Origin of the sequence: Burkholderia sp. AU17457, assembly GCF_002223255.1 — a bacterium.
Lineage (GTDB): Bacteria > Pseudomonadota > Gammaproteobacteria > Burkholderiales > Burkholderiaceae > Burkholderia > Burkholderia sola.
Genome location: NZ_NKFB01000003.1, coordinates 1 through 19,035, shown reverse-complemented (window position 1 = coordinate 19,035; position 19,035 = coordinate 1). Strand labels below are relative to the sequence as shown.

Here is a 19,035-nt window from a genome sequence, read left to right as displayed (position 1 = left end):
GTTGTTTCATTTAAGTTGTTCCAGGTTCGCGCCGGCCGCCTTCGCGCACACGCGCGCGACTTCGTCGGTGGCCTCGGGCTTCGCGAGCGAGCGCGAACGTTCCGCCATCTCCGCGAGCGATGCCCGCGACTGGCTGCGCAGCCAGTCGGCGAGCAGTTCCGCCGACAGGTCGCGTTGTTGCACCAGCACGGCCGCGCCCGCATCGGCAAGGAACGCGGCGTTGGTCGTCTGGTGATCGTCGACCGCGTACGGGAACGGCACGAACAGCGCCGCCACGCCCACCGCCGCGATCTCCGACACCGTCATCGCGCCCGACCGGCAGATCACCAGATCCGCCGCCGCATACGCGGCCGCCATGTCGTCGATGAACGGCACGAGCCGCACGTCTTCGCCGGCCGCGAAACCGGCCGCTTCGTAATTCGCCTTCAACGCATCGATGTGCTTCACGCCGGCCTGATGCACGACGCGCGGGCGCTCGCCCGGCGCCAGCAGCGCCAGCGCGCGCGGCACGACTTCGTTCAGCGCGGCCGCCCCGAGGCTGCCGCCGACGACCAGCACGTTCAACGGGCCGCCGCGCGACGCATAGCGTGCTTGGGGCGGTTCCGTGTGCGCAAGTTCCGCGCGAATCGGGTTACCCGTCCATTCCGCGTGCGGCAGCGCGCCGGGGAACGCGACGAGCACGCGCTTCGCGAGTTTCGCGAGCACCTTGTTCGTCAGGCCCGCGATCGAATTCTGTTCGTGCAGCACGAGCGGACGCCCCGACAGCGCGGCCATCACGCCCGCCGGGAACGTGATGTAGCCGCCCATCCCGAGCACGACGTCCGGCCGCACGCGGCGCAGCGCGCCGAGGCTCTGCCAGCATGCGCGCAGCAGGTTGACCGGCAGCGTCAGCTTGGTCTTCAGGCCCTTGCCGCGCAGCCCGCCGAAGCGCACGTACTCCATCGGAATGCCGTGTTTCGGCACGAGCGTCGCTTCCATCCCGGCCGGATTGCCGAGCCATACGACGCGCCAGCCCGCCGCTTCCATCCGGTGCGCGACCGCGAGCCCCGGGAACACGTGGCCCCCGGTGCCGCCTGCCATCACCATCAGCGTGCGTTGCGACGCGGTCATACCTTCCCTCCGCGCATCAGCACCCGGTTCTCGTAATCAACCCGCAGCAACACCGCGAGCGCGACGCAGTTCAGCAAAATGCCCGAGCCGCCGTAACTCACGAGCGGCAGCGTCAGCCCCTTGGTCGGCAGCAGCCCGAGGTTCACGCCCATGTTGATGAACGTCTGCGCGCCGAACCAGATGCCGATGCCCTTCGCCATCAGGCCCGCGAACGTGCGATCGAGCGCGAGCGCCTGGCGGCCGATCTCGAACGCGCGGCGCACGATCCAGTAGAACAGCAGGATCACGACCAGCACGCCGACGAAGCCGAGTTCCTCGCCGATCACCGCGAGGATGAAGTCGGTATGCGCTTCCGGCAGGTAGTTCAGCTTCTCGACGCTGCCGCCGAGGCCGACGCCGAACCACTCGCCGCGGCCGAAGGCGATCAGCGAGTGCGTGAGCTGGTAGGCCTTGCCCTGCGCGTAGCGCTCGTCCCACGGATCCAGATACGCGAAGATCCGCTCGCGACGCCACGGCGACAGCCACACGAGCATCGTGAACGTGCCGACCGCCGTCGCGACGAGGCCGCCGAACAGCTTGCCGTTCACGCCGCCGAGGAACAGCACGCCCATCGCGATCGCGGCGACCACCATGAACGCGCCCATGTCGGGCTCGAGCAGCAGCAGCGCGCCGACGAGACCGACCGCGAACGCCATCGGCAGAAAGCCCTTCGCGAAGCTCTGCATGTATTCCTGCTTGCGCACCGTGTAGTTCGCCGCGTAGATCGTCACCGCGAGCTTCATGATTTCCGACGGCTGCATGTTCGTGATGCCGAGCGGAATCCAGCGGCGCGCACCGTTCACGCCCTTGCCGACGTGCGGGATCAGCACGATCACGAGGCCGACGAGCGCGATCAGGAACAGATGCGGCGCGTATTTATCCCAGGTCGACACCGGCACGCGGAACGCGATCACCGCCGCGACGAACGCGACGCCGAGCGACACGCAGTGACGCATCAGGAACGCGTAATCGTGATACGACGCGTATTTCGGCGAATCGGGCATCGCGATCGACGCCGAATACACCATCACGACGCCGAGCCCGAGCAGCGCGATCGCGACCCACAGCAGCGAATAGTCGAAATCGAGCATCCGCGAACGGCTCGGGCGCACGCCGTTGACGACGCTCGCGAGGCCACCCGTCGCAGCGCGCGTGGCCGATGCGACGCGGCCGCCCGCGGCATTGCCGCCGGTGTCGCGCCGGTCGTTGAAACGGGAGGCGAGGCGATCGGTCCAGCTCATGACGTCGCTCCTTTGTCGATGGCGACTTCATCCACCGCCGCGCGGAACACCTCCGCGCGATGGGCGTAGTTCCTGAACATGTCGAGGCTCGCGCACGCGGGCGACAGCAGCACCGCATCGCCCGGTTCGGCCAACTCGGCCGCCGCGTGCACCGCACCTTCGAGCGTCGCGTGGTCGGCGAGCGGCACGCCGGTTTCGGCGAGCGTGTCGCGGATCGCCGGCGCGTCGCGGCCGATCAGCATCACCGCGCGGCACCAGCGCGCGACCGGCGCGACCAGCGGCGCGAAATCCTGCCCCTTGCCGTCGCCGCCCGCGATCAGCACGATCTTCTGCGCGAGCCCGTCGAGCGCGGCCACCGTCGCGCCGACGTTCGTGCCTTTGCTGTCGTCGACGTAGTCGACGTCGTCGATCGTCGCGATCACTTCGACGCGATGCGCTTCGCCGCGGTATTCGCGCAGCGCGTGCAGCAGCGGCGCGGCCGGCAGGTCGATCGCCCGCGCGAGCGCGAACGCGGCCAGCGCGTTCGCCGCGTTGTGCAGCCCGCGGATGCGCAGCGCGTCGACCGGCATCAGGCGCTTCTGCGCGATGTCGGGCGTATGCGCGGCGTCGCGCTTGCGCCGGCGGGTCGTCGTCGCTTCGTCCGGCGCGTCGCGATCGACGGCTTCCACCAGCCATGCGATGCCGTTGTCGCGCGACAGCCCGTAGTCGCCGTCCTGCGTCGGTTCGTTCAGGCCGAACGTGACCGTACGCGGCGCGTCGGCCGCGCCGGCTGCCGGCGCGAACTTCATCACGGCCGCGTCGTCGCGGTTCAGCACGCGCGTCGTCGTCGCGCCGAAGATCCTGCCCTTTGCCTGCGCGTACGCGTCGAAGCTGCCGTGCCAGTCGAGGTGGTCCTGCGTGATGTTGAGGATCGCGGCCGCATCGGGCGCGAACGTGCGCGCGGTCTCGAGTTGGAAGCTCGACAGTTCGAGCACCCAGACGTCGGGCAGCGCGGTTTCGTCGATCGCGCTCGCGAGCCGGTCGAGCATCGCCGGGCTGATGTTGCCCGCGACCGCGACCTTCCTGCCCGAGCGCTGGCACAGCAGGCCCGTGAGGCTCGTCGTCGTGGTCTTGCCGTTGGTGCCGGTAATCGCGAGCACCTTCGGCTGGTAGCCGCTCGTGCCGAGCGCGCGCAGCGCCTGCGCGAAGAATTCCAGCTCGCCCCACACCGCGATACCGCGCTCGTTCGCGGCCGCGACCAGCGCCGCGAGCGCCGGCTCCAGCGGCGACAGCCCGGGGCTCAGCCCGACGATCTCGACGCCGCCGTCGAGCAGCGCGGGCGTGAACGCCCCGCCGACGAATTCCGCATCGATGCCTTCGGCCTGCAGCGCGGCAAGGTTCGGCGGCGCCTCGCGGGTATCGGCAATGCGCAGCCGGCACCCGTGCCTCGCGCACCATCGCGCGATCGCGAGACCCGATTCCCCGAGCCCCAGTACGAGCACCATCGGCCGTTGCCGATCTCCAAACATCTCGCCAGACATCCTTGTTACCTTTCCTTTACCGCAGCTTGAGGGTGGTCAGACCGAACAGGCACAGCATCAGCGTGATGATCCAGAAACGCACGACCACCTGCGTTTCCTTCCAGCCGGACAATTCGAAATGGTGATGCAGCGGCGCCATCTTCAGCAGGCGCCGCCCTTCGCCGTAACGCTTCTTCGTGTACTTGAACCACGACACCTGCAGCATCACCGACAGCGTTTCCGCGACGAAGATGCCGCCCATGATGAACAGCACGATTTCCTGGCGCACGATCACCGCAACCGTGCCGAGCGCGCCGCCCAGCGCCAGCGCGCCGACGTCGCCCATGAACACCTGCGCGGGATGCGTGTTGTACCAGAGGAATGCGAGCCCTGCCCCGCCCATCGCGGAACAGAAGATCAGCAGTTCGCCCGCGCCCGGGATGTGCGGGAACAGCAGGTATTTCGAATAGACCGCGCTGCCCATCACGTAGGCGAACACGCCAAGCGACGCGCCGACCAGCACGACCGGCATGATCACGAGACCGTCGAGGCCGTCGGTCAGGTTCACCGCGTTGCTCGCGCCGACGATCACGAAGTAGGTCAGCACGATGAAGCCCCAGACGCCGAGCGGGTAGCTGATCGACTTCAGGAACGGCAGCATCAGGTCGGCGCGCGCCGGCAGCCCCATCGACAGGCCGCTCCTCACCCACGCCATGAACAGGTCGAACACGCGCACGTTGTTCGCCTCGGACACGCTGAACGCGAGATAGACGGCCGCGAACAGGCCGATCACCGACTGCCAGAAATACTTCTCGCGCGACGACATCCCGCGCGGGTCCTTGTGGACGACCTTGCGGTAATCGTCGACCCAGCCGATCACGCCGAAGCCGAACGTGACGAGCATCACGATCCAGATGAACCGGTTCGTCAGGTCGCCCCACAGCAGCGTCGCGACCGCGATGCCGATCAGGATCAGCACGCCGCCCATCGTCGGCGTGCCGGACTTGACGAGGTGGGTCTGCGGGCCGTCCTTGCGCACGGCCTGCCCCACCTTCATTTGCGTCAGCTTGCGGATCACCCACGGTCCGCACACGAGCCCGATCCCGAGCGCGGTGATGGTGGCCATCACCGCCCGGAACGTGAGGTACGTGAACAAGCGCAAAAAGCTTGCGTCTCCTTGCAGCCATTGCGCCAGCGCCAGCAGCATGCTTCCTTCCTTCTACTCAGTGTGCGGCGGGCACGGTGCCCGCCGCGGGTTGGTTCGTCAGCGCGTCGACCACGCGCTCCATCTTCATGTACCGCGAGCCCTTCACGAGCACCGTCGCGTGCGCGCCGTAACCGGCCGCGAGCAGCGCCGACACGAGCGCGCCGACGTCGCCGAAATGGCGTGCCGTGTCGCCGTATGCGGTGCACGCGTCGCGCGATGCGTCGCCGAGCGCGAACAGCGCGTCGATCCCGCGTTCGCGCGCGTACGCGCCGACCTCGCGGTGGAATGCCGGCCCTTCGTCGCCGACTTCGCCCATGTCGCCGATCACCAGCACGCGCGGCGCCGGATGCGCGGCGAGCACGTCGATCGCGGCACGCATCGAATCGGGGTTCGCGTTGTATGTGTCGTCGACGACCGTCGCGCCCGCGAGGCTGCCGACGCTCGCCTGCTTCACCTGCAGCCGGCCCTTGACCGGTTCGAACGATTCGAGCCCCTGCCGGATCGCCGACAGCGCGACGCCGGCGCCGAGCGCCGCGGCCGTCGCGGCCAGCGCATTACGCGCGTTGTGCTCGCCGAGCGCGCGCAGCCGCACCGTGACGGCGCCCGCCGGCGTGTCGATCGCGAGTTCGCCGCCGTGCACGCGACCGACCACCTGCGCGTCGTTCTGCCGTTCGGCGTCGTGCAGCGCGAAATCGAGGATCCGGTTGCCGGTCGCCGCGACGCGCCAGATGCCCGCGTACGCGTCGTCGGCCGGGAACACCGCGACGCCGTCCGGCGGCAGCGCGTGGATCACGGCCGCGTGTTCGAGCGCGACGGCTTCGACCGTCGCCATGAATTCCTGGTGCTCGCGCTGCGCGTTGTTGACGAGCGCGACCGTCGGCGCGGTGACGCGCGCGAGGACCTCGGTTTCGCCCGGGTGGTTCATGCCGATCTCGATCACCGCGAGACGATGCGCGGCCGACAGGCGCAGCAGCGTCAGCGGCAGGCCGACATCGTTATTCAGGTTGCCGGTCGTCGCGAGCCGCGCGTCGGCGCCGACCGCCGCCGCGAAGATCGACGCGATCATTTCCTTGACGGTCGTCTTGCCGTTGCTGCCCGTCACCGCGACGAGCGGCAGCGGGAATCGCATCCGCCAGCCGTGCGCGAGCGCACCGAGCGCGGCACGCGTTTCGCCGCCTTCGATCATCGGCATCGCGACGCCCGCGGGCGCATGCGCGACGAGCGCCGCGGCCGCCCCGCGTGCGGCGACGTCGCCGAGGAAGTCGTGCGCGTCGAAGCGCTCGCCCTTCAGCGCGACGAACAGGTCGCCCGGGCCGACCGTGCGGCTGTCGGTCGACACGCGGTCGAACGTGACGCCCGCATCGCCGTGGACGGTGGCGCCGGGAATCAGGCGGGCGGCTTCGCCGAGACTGAGCATCGTCATTCGGCGCCTCCCTTGCCCTGCGTCGCGCGCGCAGCGAGCGCGAGCCGCGCGTGATCCTGGTCGGAGAACGCGCGCTTCTTGCCCATGATTTCCTGCGTGGCCTCGTGGCCCTTGCCGGCCAGCACGACGACATCCTCGCGTGCGGCGCCGCGCACGGCCTGCAGGATCGCGCTCGCGCGATCCTCGATACGGCGTGCGCGATCGGGCGCGGTCATGCCCGCGACGACCTGGTCGATGATGCGCTGCGGATCTTCGCTGCGCGGGTTGTCGCTCGTGACGACGGTTTCGTCGGCGAGCCGCTCCGCGATCGCGCCCATCAGCGGACGCTTCGTCGCATCGCGATCGCCGCCGCAGCCGAACATGCAGACGAGCCGTCCGCCGCGCGCCGCGGCGATCGGGCGCAGCGCGTCGAGCGTCTTTTCAAGCGCGTCGGGCGTATGCGCGTAGTCGATCACGACGAGCGGTTCGTCGTTCTGCAGTCGGCCGCCGAGCCGCTGCATCCGGCCGTTGACCGACTCGAGCCGCCCGATTTCGGCGAGAGCCGCGTCGAACGGCACGTCGGCCGCGAGCAGCGAGCCGAGTACCGCGAGCAGGTTGCTGACGTTGAACGTGCCGAGCGTGCCGACCTCGACGTCCGCGTCGCCCCACGACGAGCGCACGCGGAATGCGGTACCCGTCGCCGTCGCGCGCACGTCGAGCGCGATCAGCTCGCGATCGGCGTCGGGCGCCGGAGCGTCGCCGATCCCGTATGCGATCGTGCGCACGCGGCCGGCCAGCTTCTCGAGCAGGCGACGGCCCGCCGCGTCGTCGCGGTTGATCACCGCCGCGCGCAAGCCGCGCCACGCGAACAGCTTCGCCTTCGCCGCCTCGTACGCATCGAACGTGCCGTGATAGTCGAGGTGATCCTGTGTGAGGTTCGTAAACACCGCGATGTCGAACGCCGTGCCATTCACACGCCCCTGGTGCAGCGCGTGCGACGAAACCTCCATCGCGACAGCCTGTGCGCCCGCGTCGCGCAACTGCGCGAGGCTGCGCTGAAGTTGCGGCGCGTCGGGCGTCGTGAAGCCGGTCGGCACGAGCTGGCCGGGCATCCCGCTGCCGAGCGTGCCGATCACCGCGCACGGTTGGTGCAACGCCGTCAGCGCGGTGGCGATCCATTGCGTGCACGACGTCTTGCCGTTCGTGCCGGTGACGCCGATCGCGAGCAGGCTGTCGCTCGGATCGCCGCACCAGCCGCTGGCGATCTCGCCGGCGAGCTGGTCGAGCGCCGGCACCGCGAGCGCGACGGGTACGGCCGGCGCGGCCGGTGCTGCGCTCAGCCCTTCCGGCTGATACAGCACGGCAGCCGCACCGCGTGCGACGGCGTCGGCCATGAAAGCGCGGTTATCTGCCCCGTCGACCGCATACGCGACGAACACGTCGCCAGCCTTCAGGCTGCGCGTGTCCGCATGCAGTTGCGCCGCGGGGGCCACATGCTGACGCAGCCACGCGAGCGCGGCTGCGATCTGCTGATGCGCCGGATGGGAACTGCGGGCGGCGCTCATCGAACAACTCCTGGTGAATTACGCGTCGTGCTGGATACGATCATATGCTTCGCGCCGCTGCCCGCGGCCAGCTTTTGCGGGCCCTTTGCGGCAGCAGATTCCGGTGAATCGTCGGAGACGACGAGCTGCTTGATCGGCATGTTCGGCGGGACGTTCAGCGCACGCATCGTGTCGCCGGCGATCGCGGAGAATACGGGGCCCGACACCTGACCGCCGAAGTGGCTGCCGGCAGTCGGCTCGTCGACCGACACCGCGATCACGACGCGCGGATTCGGCATCGGCGCCATCCCGACGAACGACGCGCGGTACTTGCGCGTGTAGCCGTGACCTTCGTGCTTGTATGCGGTACCGCTCTTGCCGCCGACGCGATAGCCCGGCACGGCCGCATCCGGCGACGTGCCGCCCGGCGCGACCACCGTCTCGAGCATCGTGCGGACTTCGCGCGCGGTAGTCGGATTGAACACCTGCGTGCCCGCGATCGGTTGATTGGGGTCAGTCTTGAAAATGGTCACGGGCATCAGCTCGCCGTCGTGCGCGATCGCCGTGTACGCCCGTGCGAGCTGGAACAGCGACACCGACAGGCCATAGCCGTACGACATCGTCGCCTGCTCGATGCGGCGCCAGCTCTTCCACGGACGCAGGCGGCCGGCCACCGCGCCCGGGAACCCGACCTTCGGCGCCTGGCCGAGGCCGATGCTCGTATACATATTCCACATTTCCTCGGGCCGCATCGTCATCGCGATTTTCGTCGCGCCGATGTTGCTCGACTTCTGGATCACGCCGCCGACCGTCAGCGTGCCGAAACCCGCGTCGTCGGTGATCGGCGCGCCGTCGAGCACGAAATGCCCGTTGCCCGTCTCGACGAGCGTGTTCGGCGTCACGCGGTGCAGATCGAGCGCGAGCGACACGGTGAACGGCTTCATGATCGAGCCCGGCTCGAACACGTCGGTCATGATCCGGTTGCGCAACTGCTCGCCCGTCATGCGCGAACGGTCGTTCGGGTTGTACGTCGGGTAGTTGACGAGCGCGAGCACTTCGCCGGTACGCACGTCGACCACCATCGCCGCGCCCGCCTTCGCCTTGAACTTCTCGACGGCGGCCTTCAGGTTCGCGTACGCGATGTACTGGATCTTGCTGTCGATCGACAGATCGACGTCGGTGCCGTTGTGCGGCGGGATCTGCTCGGCGACATCCTCGACGATGTGCCCCATCCGGTCCTTGATCACGCGACGCATGCCCGACGTGCCGGACAGCATCTTCTGGTCGCCCAGTTCGACGCCTTCCTGCCCTTCGTCCTCGACGTTCGTGAAACCGATCAGGTGAGCGGTGATCTCGCCTTCCGGGTAGAAGCGCTTGTACTCGTTGCGCTGATAGATGCCGGGGATGTCGAGCGCGGCGACCTTGTCCGCGACGTCGATCGGCACCTGGCGCTTCACGTAGACGAAACCCTTGTCTTGCGACAGCTTCACGCGCAGTTCCTTCGACGTCATGCCGAGGAGCTTGCCGAGCTGGTTGATCTTGTCGGCGTCGAGATCGTCGGGCACCGCGTCCGGAATCGCCCAGATCGCGCGCACCGGCAGGCTCGTCGCGAGCACGAGCCCGTTACGGTCGAGAATCTTGCCGCGCGTGGCGGGCAGCTCGAGCGTGCGCTGGTAGCGGCTTTCGCCCTGCTTCTGATAGAACGCGTTGCCGGGCCCCTGGATCCAGAACGCCCGCGCGGTCAACGCGACGAACGCCATGAACAGCAGGAACACGACGAGCTTCGAGCGCCACATCGGCAAATGCACGCCCAGCACGGGGCTCGACGAGAACTTCACGTTCTGGCGCTTCGAGGACGGCTTCATCGCGCGCCCCCCTTGCCCTTGCCGGCCGTGTCGGCCGACGCCGCGATCGGCGCGTCGATCGCCTTCGCCGCGCCCGGCGGCAGCGTCAGGTATTGCGTGCGGCCGGTCGAAATCGGCTGCATTTTCAGCGAATCGTTCGCGAGCTGCTCGATGCGCGACGTCTTCGACAGCGCGCTCTGCTGATATTGAAGCTGCGCGTAGTCCTGCTGGAGCTGACGCTCCTGCGACTGCGCGCGCTGCAGCTGAATGAAGATCTGGCGTTGCTGGTTCGTCGAGTTGACGACCGACAGCGCGCAACCCATCACGATGATCAGCAGGAAGATATTGAGACGGCTCATGGCGTGACGCGCTCCGCAATGCGCATCACGGCCGAGCGGGCGCGCGGATTCGCGGCGACTTCCGCTTCGCTCGGAAACTGGCGGCTGATGATCTTGAGCGGCGGGCTCGGGAGGTCGACGGCGCGGATCGGCAGGCGACGATCGACCGCAGGCGCACTCGCGTGCGCCTGCATGAATCGCTTGACGATCCGGTCCTCGAGTGAATGAAAGCTGATGACCACCAGCCGCCCCCCTTGCTCCAGCAACGACAGTGCCGCGTCTAGTACGACTTGCAGGTCCGCAAGCTCTTGATTGACGTGAATCCGTATAGCCTGAAAGGTGCGGGTTGCCGGATCCTTGCCCTTCTCACGGGTTTTGACGACGTGACCCACGATTTGGGCAAGCTCGCCCGTGGTGTCGAGAGGCCCAAGACGGTCGGACTCTGCCCGGCGAGCAACAAGCGCCTTTGCAATCTGAAAAGCAAACCGTTCTTCCCCATAATCCCGTATCACCTCCGTCAATTCCTGCACCGATGCCCGCGCGAGCCATTCGGCCGCCGACTCGCCGCGCGTCGGATCCATTCGCATGTCCAGCGGACCATCGGCGCGGAAACTGAAGCCGCGCGCCGGATCGTCCACCTGCGGCGAGGACACGCCCAGGTCCAGCAACACCCCCGACACCTTCTCGACGCCGCGCGCCGCAAGCGCGTCGCGCATCGATGCAAAGCTGTCATGCACGATCGAGAAGCGCGCATCCTCGATGCCCTGCGCCGTCTCGATCGCCCTCGGATCCTTGTCGAACGCGATCAGCCGCCCGGCCGACGCCAGCCGCGCGAGCACCGCGCGGCTGTGGCCGCCGCGCCCGAACGTGCCGTCGACATACACGCCGTCCGGCCTCGTCACGAGCGACTCCACCGCTTCATCCAACAGCACCGTCCGATGCCGCAATTCATTTCCCATCGCGGGCGTCTCCGTCACCGCAATCAGAACGTGAAATTCTTCAGCGCGTCGGGCATGCCCTGCGCCATCGCTGCCTGCTCCTTCGCGTTGTAGGTCTGCGAATCCCACAGCTCGAAGTGACTACCCATTCCCAACAACATGACTTCCTTTTCCAGTCCGGCTGCCATGCGCAGCTCGGGCGATACGAGAATCCGGCCCGCGCTGTCGAGATCGACATCCATCGCATTGCCGAGAAAAATTCGCCGCCACCAGTGCGCATCCATCGGCAGCGCGGCGATCTTGGCGCGGAACACTTCCCATTCGGGGCGCGGAAACAGCAACAGGCAGCCGTCCGGGTGCTTGGTCACAGTCACCCGTCCTTCTGCCTGTCCTTGCAGCGCTTCGCGATAGCGAGCCGGCACCGACATCCGCCCTTTCGCATCGAGCGTCAGCGCCGACGCCCCTTGGAACACTTTCCGCTCTCCCGTTCAGGGCACCGAAGCACCCGCTCAATGCTGAGAATTTAGCCGGAACAGCCTGCTAAATCACACAAAAATACACTTTCTCACACTGTCTCCCACTTTAGAGGAAGGGTGTGGCACGGTCAAGGGAGCGGCCCGCTTTTTTGACGAATTTTGTTAGTTAGAACAAGGACTTACGCGCACATGCTCATGCGACCCCTCATTCCAAAAACCGTTATAAATGAATGAGCTAGTGCAACTTGTGAAGGTGATACGTGAGAAAGACGGGCCAGACGGGCGTGCGGACGGGGCTTTCGGGGGCGGGAAAACGAGGAGCGCGTGGACGGTATCGGGGGCGGTGAACCGGGGCGGCGTCCTGCGCCACCCGGGCCCAAATCTCAGAGATAGTAAGCAGTGCGCGTCATGACTTTCGATGCGGCACGCATCAGCATGCGCGCGGGCAGCGGCAGCTCGATCCCGCCGGCGTCGGTCGCGGCCTTGCCGTGCTTCACCTCGTCGATCCGCATCTGGTCGACGATCGCGCGCGACGCGGCGTCGGTCGCCGGCAGCTCGGACATGTGACCTTCGAGATGGCTCTCGACCTGCCGCTCCGTCTCGGCCATGAAGCCGAGGCTGACCTTGTCGCCGAGCGTGCCGGCCGCCACGCCGATCGCGAGCGCGCCGGCATACCACAGCGGGTTCAGCAGGCTCGGGCGCGAATCGAGTTCCTTCAGCCGGTGCGCGGTCCATGCGAGGTGATCCTCCTCCTCGCGCGCGGCTTCCTCGAACATCGCCTTCGCCGACGCCGTGCGCGCGGTGAGCTTCTGCGCCTGATAGAGCGCCTGCGCACAGACCTCGCCGACGTGATTCACGCGCATCAGGCCGGCCGCGTGCGTGCGCTCGGCGGGCGTCAGTTCGACGTCCGTCGTATCGGCCGGCACGGGCACCGGCCGGCTCATCCGGCTAATGCCGGTCAGCGATCGCAGGCCGCGATCGAATTCGCTGATCAGTTCATCCAACACCATCCTGTTCTCCTAGCTGCAGGTGCCGCCGCGCGCGGCAAGGGCACGAGTCCGCTGCGTAACCGAGTTGATTATTCAGCGGAAATTGCGGTTAACCCGTGATTTTAACCATTGTTGCATAAAGGAAACATGGCGGCGTTGAGCTGCAGCATTTCGCTTTGTGGCAAAAACCAGCTTTGCTACATTACGTGCGACTTCTTGCGAAGTTGATGGGGCCTGTCGACAGAACATAACTATCCGCCCCGCCAAAAAAATTCAGTGATTCTTGGAGATCCGCTAATGAAAAAGTCGCTTCTCGCGCTCGTCGCGCTGGGCGCGTTCGCTGGCGCTGCCCATGCGCAAAGCAGCGTGACGCTTTACGGCATCATCGATGAAGGCTTCCTCTTCAACAACAACGCAGGCGGCAAGCACCTGTACGGCCTGGCGAGCGGCGTGATGCAAGGCAGCCGCTTCGGCCTGCGCGGCACCGAGGACCTCGGTGGCGGCCTGAAGGCGATCTTCACCCTCGAAAACGGTTTCGACGTGAACAGCGGCAGGCTCGGTCAGGGCGGCCTGATGTTCGGCCGTCAGGCTTACGTCGGCCTGTCGAGCCCGTACGGTACGGTCACGCTGGGCCGTCAGTACGATTCCGTCGTCGACTTCGTCGGCCCGCTCGAGGCAGGCGACCAGTGGGGCGGCTACATCGCCGCTCACCCGGGCGACCTCGACAACTTCAACAACGCGTATCGCGTGAACAACGCGGTCAAGTTCACGAGCCAGAACTACGGCGGCCTCACGTTCGGCGGCCTGTACAGCTTCGGCGGCCAGGCAGGCCAGTTCTCGAAGAACCAGGTCTGGTCGCTCGGCGCAGGCTACAACAACGGCCCGCTGGTCCTCGGCGTCGGTTACTTGAACGCACGTACGCCGAACCAGTTCGGCGGCATGTTCAACAACGGTTCCGCATCGTCGTCGGTCTCGTCGCCGGTCTACGGCGCGTATGCGAACAATGCGAACACGTACCAGGTCATCGGTGCAGGCGGCGCGTACACGTTCGGCGCAGCGACGATCGGCGCGACGTACTCGAACACGAAGTTCAAGGGCTTCTCGGCAGGCCCGTTCGTGAACCAGACCGCGACGTTCAACAACGGCGAAATCAACTTCAAGTACCAGTTGACCCCGGCGTTGATCCTCGGCGCCGCGTACGACTACACGCAAGGCAGCAAGATCGACGGCAACTCGGCAGCCAAGTACCACCAAGGCTCGCTGGGCGTCGACTACTTCCTGTCGAAGCGCACCGACGTCTATGCGATCGGCGTGTACCAGCACGCATCGGGCAACGTGCTCGATTCGAACGGCAACGTCCTGAAGGCAACGGCAGCGATCAACGGCCTGGCCGGGTCGAGCACCAGCAACCAGGTCGCGGCACGCGTCGGCATCCGTCACAAGTTCTAATCAGCTTATCTGACAAGCCGCAGCATATTGAAGGCGCCTTCGGGCGCCTTCTTCTTTTCTGGTGCGGCCGGGGTGTCGGTCGGTAGCAGGTGGCCGGGTGGCAGGTGGCCGGGTGGCGAATCGATCGGCTCGCGAGTGGCGGTAGATGCGCGTCGCGGTGCGCCGTCCCGGCCGTCAGGTCCAAAGCGCGAAGCTTGCGCCGCCGCCCGCACGAAACAGGCGCTTCCGGTCATTCACCCGCAGCCGCAAACAGAAAACCCGGCACCGGCCGGGCGTTTCGTTCAACCGTATCGTTGCGTGCGTTACGCGCGTCCGTCACGTAGTTCGCGCCGCAGGATCTTGCCGACGTTCGTCTTCGGCAACTCCGTGCGGAACTCGACCAGCTTCGGCCGCTTGTACCCGGTGAGCCGCTCCTTGCAGTAGGCAAGGATGTCCTTGTCGGTCAGCGCCGGATCCTTTTTGACGACGAACAGCTTCACGGCTTCGCCGGAATGCTCGTCCGGCACGCCGACCGCCGCCACCTCGAACACGCCCGGATGCGACGCCACCACGTCTTCGACTTCGTTCGGATACACGTTGAAGCCGGACACGAGAATCATGTCCTTCTTGCGATCGACGATCTTCACGTAGCCGCGCGCGTCCATCACGCCGACGTCGCCCGTCTTGAAGAAGCCGTCCGCGAACATGACCTTCGCGGTCTCGTCCGGCCGGTTCCAGTAGCCGGCCATCACCTGCGGCCCGCGGATGCAGATCTCGCCCGGCTCGCCGAGCGCGACGTCGTTGCCGGCATCGTCGCGGATCGCGACTTCGGTCGACGGCAGCGGCAAGCCGATCGTGCCGCTGTATTCGGTCGCCGTCACGGGGTTGCAGGTCGCCACCGGCGACGTTTCCGACAGCCCGTATCCTTCGATGATCGCGGTACCGGTCTTTTCATACCAGCGCTTCGCGACGCCTTCCTGGATCGCCATGCCGCCGCCGTTGGCGATCACGAGCTTCGACAGGTCGAGCTGACCGAATTCCGGATGGTTCAGCAGCGCGTTGTACAGCGTGTTGACGGCCGGAATCGTCGAGATCTGGTACCCCTTCAGCTCCTTGATCATGCCGGCGATATCGCGCGGATTCGGGATCAGGATGCCCATACCGCCCGTGCGCATCGTCAGGAAACCGCAGACAGTCAGTGCGAACACGTGATACAGCGGCAGCGCGACAACCGTCACGAACTGTTTCACGTCCGGGTACTTGTCGTGAGCCGGCTGATGCCAGGCGCCGGCCTGCAGCACGTTCGACACGATATTCCGGTGCAGCAGCGTCGCGCCCTTCGCCACGCCGGTCGTCCCGCCCGTGTACTGCAGGAACGCGACGTCGTCGGGGCCGATTTTCTGCGATTTGAAGCCCTGCCGCGCGCCCTCCGACAGCGCGGCCTTGAAGCGCGTGAACGACGGCAGTTGCCACGCAGGCACCATCTTCTTCACGTTGCGCACGACATAATTGACGAGCCAGCCCTTGATGCCCAGCAGGTCGCCCATCGACGCGACGACCACGTGCTTGACGGCCGTATCGGCGATGACGGCCTGCAGCGTCGACGCGAAATTCTCGAGGATGACGATTGCCTCCGCACCGCTGTCCTTCAGCTGATGCTCGAGCTCACGCGGCGTATAGAGCGGGTTGACGTTGACGACGGTGTAGCCGGCGCGCAGGACCGCGGCAATCGTGACCGGGTATTGCAGCACGTTCGGCATCATGATCGCGACGCGCGCCCCGCGAGCCAGGCCGCGGGATTGCAGCCACGCACCGAACTCGCGCGACAGCTTGTCGAGTTCGCCGTACGTGATGCCCTTGCCCATGCAGACGAACGCGGTACGGTCTCGGTACTGCCGAAAGCTCTCGTCGAGCAGGTCCGGAACGGACGGATAAGGAGAGGAATCAATTTCGGCTGGAACGCCGGGTGGGTACGATTTCAGCCAAATTTTATCCATACCGCGCGTCTCCTCACAGATTTTCGAATGGTCGTGCTAAAACGCATCGTAACGGCTCCCCCGCCCCGAGACAACAGGGTTAGATGTCCACTTCGAACTTGCATATCAATTTCGTCTGATCATACGGCGATATTCGATCAAATCCGCTCAACTTCCACAAGACAATCGTAAAACGTCGCCGAATTGCCCAGGTCCGTCAGCGCCTGGCTCGTCACCTCGTTCGCGTTCCTGCCGTCCGGCGCCAGCTTCTTCCACCAGATCGACAGCCCGACGACGAGCCCGGCACGCGCGCGCTCGGTCACCCGCGCGAGCGCCTGCATCGATCCGCGGTCGTTGAAGATGCGGACGACGTCACCCTCTGCGATCCCGCGCGCGCTGGCGTCGGACGGATGCATGTCGAGGTGCGGCTCGCCTTCCGTCGAACGCAGGCTGTCGACGTTCACGAACGTGCTGTTCAGGAAGTGGCGGGCCGGCGGCGAAATCATCGCCAGCGGATAGCGTGCGGCAAGCTCGGGCGCGGCTTCGGCCGATTCGAACGGCGGCAGATAGTCAGGGACGGGGTCCATGCCCATCTGCTCGAGCCGCGGGCTGTAGAACTCGCACTTGCCGGAGGGAGTGCGGAAACCGCCGTTCGCGAACGGCGCTTCCGGCAGCTTGAGCTTCAGCCAGCCGGCGCGCTTCAACGTGTCCCAGTCGCTGTCGAGCGCCGGATCGTCCCAGCGAAGCGCCGCGCGCGCAACCTCTTCGTCGCTGTGATAGAGCGCGGGCTCGTCGAGTCCCATGCTGCGCGCGATTCCGCGAAAGATCTCCGTGTTCGGCCGCGCGTCTCCCACCGGCGGAATCGCCGGCAGGTTCGCCATTACGTAGGTATGGCCGTACGACTTATGGACATCCAGATGTTCTAGCTGCGTGGTCGCCGGCAATACAATGTCGGCGAAATCGACCGTATCTGTCTTGAAGTGCTCGAGAACGACCGTGAACAAATCGTCACGTGCGAAGCCCGCGGCAACCTTCGACGAGTCGGGTGCAACCGCCACCGGATTCGAGTTGTACACGATCACCGCTTCGACTTTCGGCCCGAACGTCGCGTCGCCCGGATGCAGCAGCGCGTCGCCGAGCGCGTTCATGTTGATGATGCGCGGCAGCTTGTGCGGCCAACCCGGCATCAGGTCCGGACGCAGCAGCGCCGCCTGATTGATGGGCGCCGATTCCGACGACGAGAGCAGCAGGCCACCCGCCCGATCGCGCCACGCCCCCGTCAACGCCGGCAGGCTTGCGATTGCGCGCACGGCATTGCCGCCGCCGCGAACGCGTTGCATGCCGTAGTTGAGGCGGATGGATGCCTTGCGGGTGGCGCCGTAGCGACGCGCAAGATCGACCAGCTCCGACGCGTCGATGCCGCAGATCTGCGCAACGCGTTCCGGCGGATAGGACAAGGCGCGCGCCTTGAGTGCGTCAAAGCCGAGCGTGTGGTCGGCGATGTAATCGTGATCGAGCAGATTTTCGGTAATCAGCACGTACATCATGCCGAGCGCAAACGCGCCGTCGGTACCTGGCTTCAGTGCAATGTGCTGATGACATTTCTCCGCGGTCAGCGAACGGTACGGGTCGATCGCGACAAGATGCGCGCCACGACGCTTCGCTTCCTGCGCGCGGGTCCAGAAGTGCAGGCTCGATGCAATCGGATTCGCGCCCCATATCAGGATCAGTTCGCTTTCCTCAAAGTGCTCGACGTGCATGCCGACACTGCCGCCGTACGTGTATCGCAGCCCCGCCGCGCCGGCCGCCGAGCAGATCGTGCGCTCCAGCCGCGACGCGCCGAGCTTGTGAAAGAAGCGCTGTGCGATGCCCTCGCCTTGTACGAGCCCCATCGTCCCCGCATAGCTGTACGGCATGATTGCTTCCGGCGCGCGCTCGGCGATTTCACCGAGGCGACGTCCGATCTCGTCGAAGGCCTCGTCCCAGCTGATCGGCACGAAGCGCCCTTCCCCCTTCGTGCCGACCCGCCTGAGCGGAACGGTGAGGCGGTCGGGATGATGAACGCGATCCGCATATCGGCTGACTTTCGTACACAACACGCCCTGCGTCGGAGGATGGTCGGGGTCGCCGGTGACCTTGATTGCCTTGCCGTTGTCGACGGTCACCCGCATTGCGCACGTGTCCGGACAATCATGCGGGCAAACGGCCCGGGCTACCTGGGTGGCGACGTTCATCGTTTTGAATGCAGAGGTGAGGATTCGCAAATTTTACGTGGACACGTCGAATAAAGCGTTCATTTCGCACCGGTTTTGGATTACTTGACCGAAGAGGGGACGAGGTGGCGGGCCGCAGGAAGCAGAAGGCGGGTCGCGCAATCGCGCTTGTCGATATGCGTTTGCCGGAGCAAAGCGCGGTTTGATCGAAGATACGATCAATAACCGGCAGAATCGCCGAAGATGGAAGGGAGTAGAAGAGTTTGATGCTGCAATGGTTTGCGGCAGAGGAGCCCGGCGTACGTCGCTTCGCCACATGCTTTTGAGGACGCCGAAATGCAAAAACCCCCGCCTTTCGGGCGGGGGTTTCTGGCTAAGGGAGCCTGACGATTACCTACTTTCACACGGGAATCCGCACTATCATCGGCGTAGAGTCGTTTCACGGTCCTGTTCGGGATGGGAAGGGGTGGGACCGACTCGCTATGGTCATCAGGCAAAGAGGGTTGTTCTGCTGGCGTGGCCAACAGAACCAATCTTGGAAGAAGCAGTAATTTAGGTTGTGAGCTGTATCTCACACGTACGCGGTACTTCAACCGCAGTACGTCGAGTGCCTTGCACTCGACGCTCGATATCCGTAAGCGCTGAAGCGCTAACGGCTATCGAGACAGACTTGTTATAGGATCAAGCCTTACGGGCAATTAGTATCAGTTAGCTGAACGCATTACTGCGCTTACACACCTGACCTATCAACGTCCTGGTCTCGAACGACCCTTCAAGGGGATCTAGTCCCC

Annotated in this window: 14 protein-coding genes and 2 rRNA genes; 1 reads left to right on the top strand and 15 read right to left on the bottom strand. The window is 65.9% G+C overall.

Annotation, left to right across the window (positions count from 1 at the left end):
* Nucleotides 1-6: 6 nt before the first annotated feature.
* The 11 genes from murG to coq7 form a co-directional block, all read right to left on the bottom strand.
* On the bottom strand, nt 7-1,110 hold the full coding sequence (gene murG / locus CFB49_RS02375; protein WP_069616826.1) for an undecaprenyldiphospho-muramoylpentapeptide beta-N-acetylglucosaminyltransferase: 1,104 nt from the start codon (nt 1,108-1,110) through the stop codon (nt 7-9).
* Nucleotides 1,107-2,390, bottom strand: a complete 1,284-nt coding sequence (ftsW, locus tag CFB49_RS02370) for a putative lipid II flippase FtsW (protein ID WP_069616827.1) — start codon at nt 2,388-2,390, stop codon at nt 1,107-1,109. Before ftsW ends, murG begins: the two co-directional genes overlap by 4 nt.
* Nucleotides 2,387-3,898 (bottom strand): UDP-N-acetylmuramoyl-L-alanine--D-glutamate ligase, encoded by a 1,512-nt coding sequence (gene murD / locus CFB49_RS02365; RefSeq protein WP_089490643.1) that lies wholly within the window; start codon nt 3,896-3,898, stop codon nt 2,387-2,389. Before murD ends, ftsW begins: the two co-directional genes overlap by 4 nt.
* 28 nt (nt 3,899-3,926) lie before the next feature.
* On the bottom strand, nt 3,927-5,096 hold the full coding sequence (gene mraY / locus CFB49_RS02360) for a phospho-N-acetylmuramoyl-pentapeptide-transferase (RefSeq protein ID WP_006477019.1): 1,170 nt from the start codon (nt 5,094-5,096) through the stop codon (nt 3,927-3,929).
* Between the two features lie 16 nt (nt 5,097-5,112).
* A complete protein-coding gene (locus CFB49_RS02355) occupies nt 5,113-6,519 on the bottom strand; it encodes a UDP-N-acetylmuramoyl-tripeptide--D-alanyl-D-alanine ligase (RefSeq protein ID WP_089490642.1) in 1,407 nt (468 codons plus the stop codon).
* A complete protein-coding gene (locus CFB49_RS02350; protein WP_069616830.1) occupies nt 6,516-8,063 on the bottom strand; it encodes a UDP-N-acetylmuramoyl-L-alanyl-D-glutamate--2,6-diaminopimelate ligase in 1,548 nt (515 codons plus the stop codon). Before CFB49_RS02350 ends, CFB49_RS02355 begins: the two co-directional genes overlap by 4 nt.
* On the bottom strand, nt 8,060-9,907 hold the full coding sequence (locus tag CFB49_RS02345) for a peptidoglycan D,D-transpeptidase FtsI family protein (protein ID WP_089490641.1): 1,848 nt from the start codon (nt 9,905-9,907) through the stop codon (nt 8,060-8,062). The genes CFB49_RS02350 and CFB49_RS02345 overlap by 4 nt, the downstream gene beginning before the upstream one ends.
* Nucleotides 9,904-10,245, bottom strand: a complete 342-nt coding sequence (gene ftsL, locus CFB49_RS02340; protein WP_089434496.1) for a cell division protein FtsL — start codon at nt 10,243-10,245, stop codon at nt 9,904-9,906. Before ftsL ends, CFB49_RS02345 begins: the two co-directional genes overlap by 4 nt.
* The gene (gene rsmH / locus CFB49_RS02335; RefSeq protein WP_011694135.1) at nt 10,242-11,183 is read right to left on the bottom strand and encodes a 16S rRNA (cytosine(1402)-N(4))-methyltransferase RsmH; all 942 of its coding nucleotides are present in this window, start codon (nt 11,181-11,183) and stop codon (nt 10,242-10,244) included. Before rsmH ends, ftsL begins: the two co-directional genes overlap by 4 nt.
* A 23-nt stretch (nt 11,184-11,206) precedes the next feature.
* A complete protein-coding gene (gene mraZ / locus CFB49_RS02330; RefSeq protein WP_006487094.1) occupies nt 11,207-11,635 on the bottom strand; it encodes a division/cell wall cluster transcriptional repressor MraZ in 429 nt (142 codons plus the stop codon).
* 386 nt (nt 11,636-12,021) lie between these two features.
* Nucleotides 12,022-12,648 carry a 2-polyprenyl-3-methyl-6-methoxy-1,4-benzoquinone monooxygenase gene (gene coq7, locus CFB49_RS02325; protein WP_069616833.1) on the bottom strand — a complete coding sequence of 209 codons (627 nt, stop codon included), beginning with the start codon at nt 12,646-12,648 and terminating at the stop codon, nt 12,022-12,024.
* A 276-nt stretch (nt 12,649-12,924) separates the two neighbouring features.
* On the opposite strand from coq7, the gene CFB49_RS02320 reads away from it, so the two are divergent.
* A complete protein-coding gene (locus CFB49_RS02320) occupies nt 12,925-14,076 on the top strand; it encodes a porin (protein WP_050013912.1) in 1,152 nt (383 codons plus the stop codon).
* Between the two features lie 302 nt (nt 14,077-14,378).
* Here CFB49_RS02320 and CFB49_RS02315 read toward each other — a convergent pair whose 3' ends face one another.
* From CFB49_RS02315 to CFB49_RS02300, 4 genes are all read right to left on the bottom strand, one after another.
* Nucleotides 14,379-16,052 carry a long-chain fatty acid--CoA ligase gene (locus CFB49_RS02315; RefSeq protein ID WP_089434495.1) on the bottom strand — a complete coding sequence of 558 codons (1,674 nt, stop codon included), beginning with the start codon at nt 16,050-16,052 and terminating at the stop codon, nt 14,379-14,381.
* A 137-nt stretch (nt 16,053-16,189) separates the two neighbouring features.
* A complete protein-coding gene (locus tag CFB49_RS02310) occupies nt 16,190-18,265 on the bottom strand; it encodes a molybdopterin-containing oxidoreductase family protein (RefSeq protein WP_089490640.1) in 2,076 nt (691 codons plus the stop codon).
* A gap of 360 nt (nt 18,266-18,625) precedes the next feature.
* Nucleotides 18,626-18,738: ribosomal RNA gene (gene rrf / locus CFB49_RS02305) — 5S ribosomal RNA — on the bottom strand.
* Nucleotides 18,739-18,921: 183 nt separating this feature from the next.
* A 23S ribosomal RNA gene (locus CFB49_RS02300) occupies nt 18,922-19,035 on the bottom strand; the annotation flags it as partial.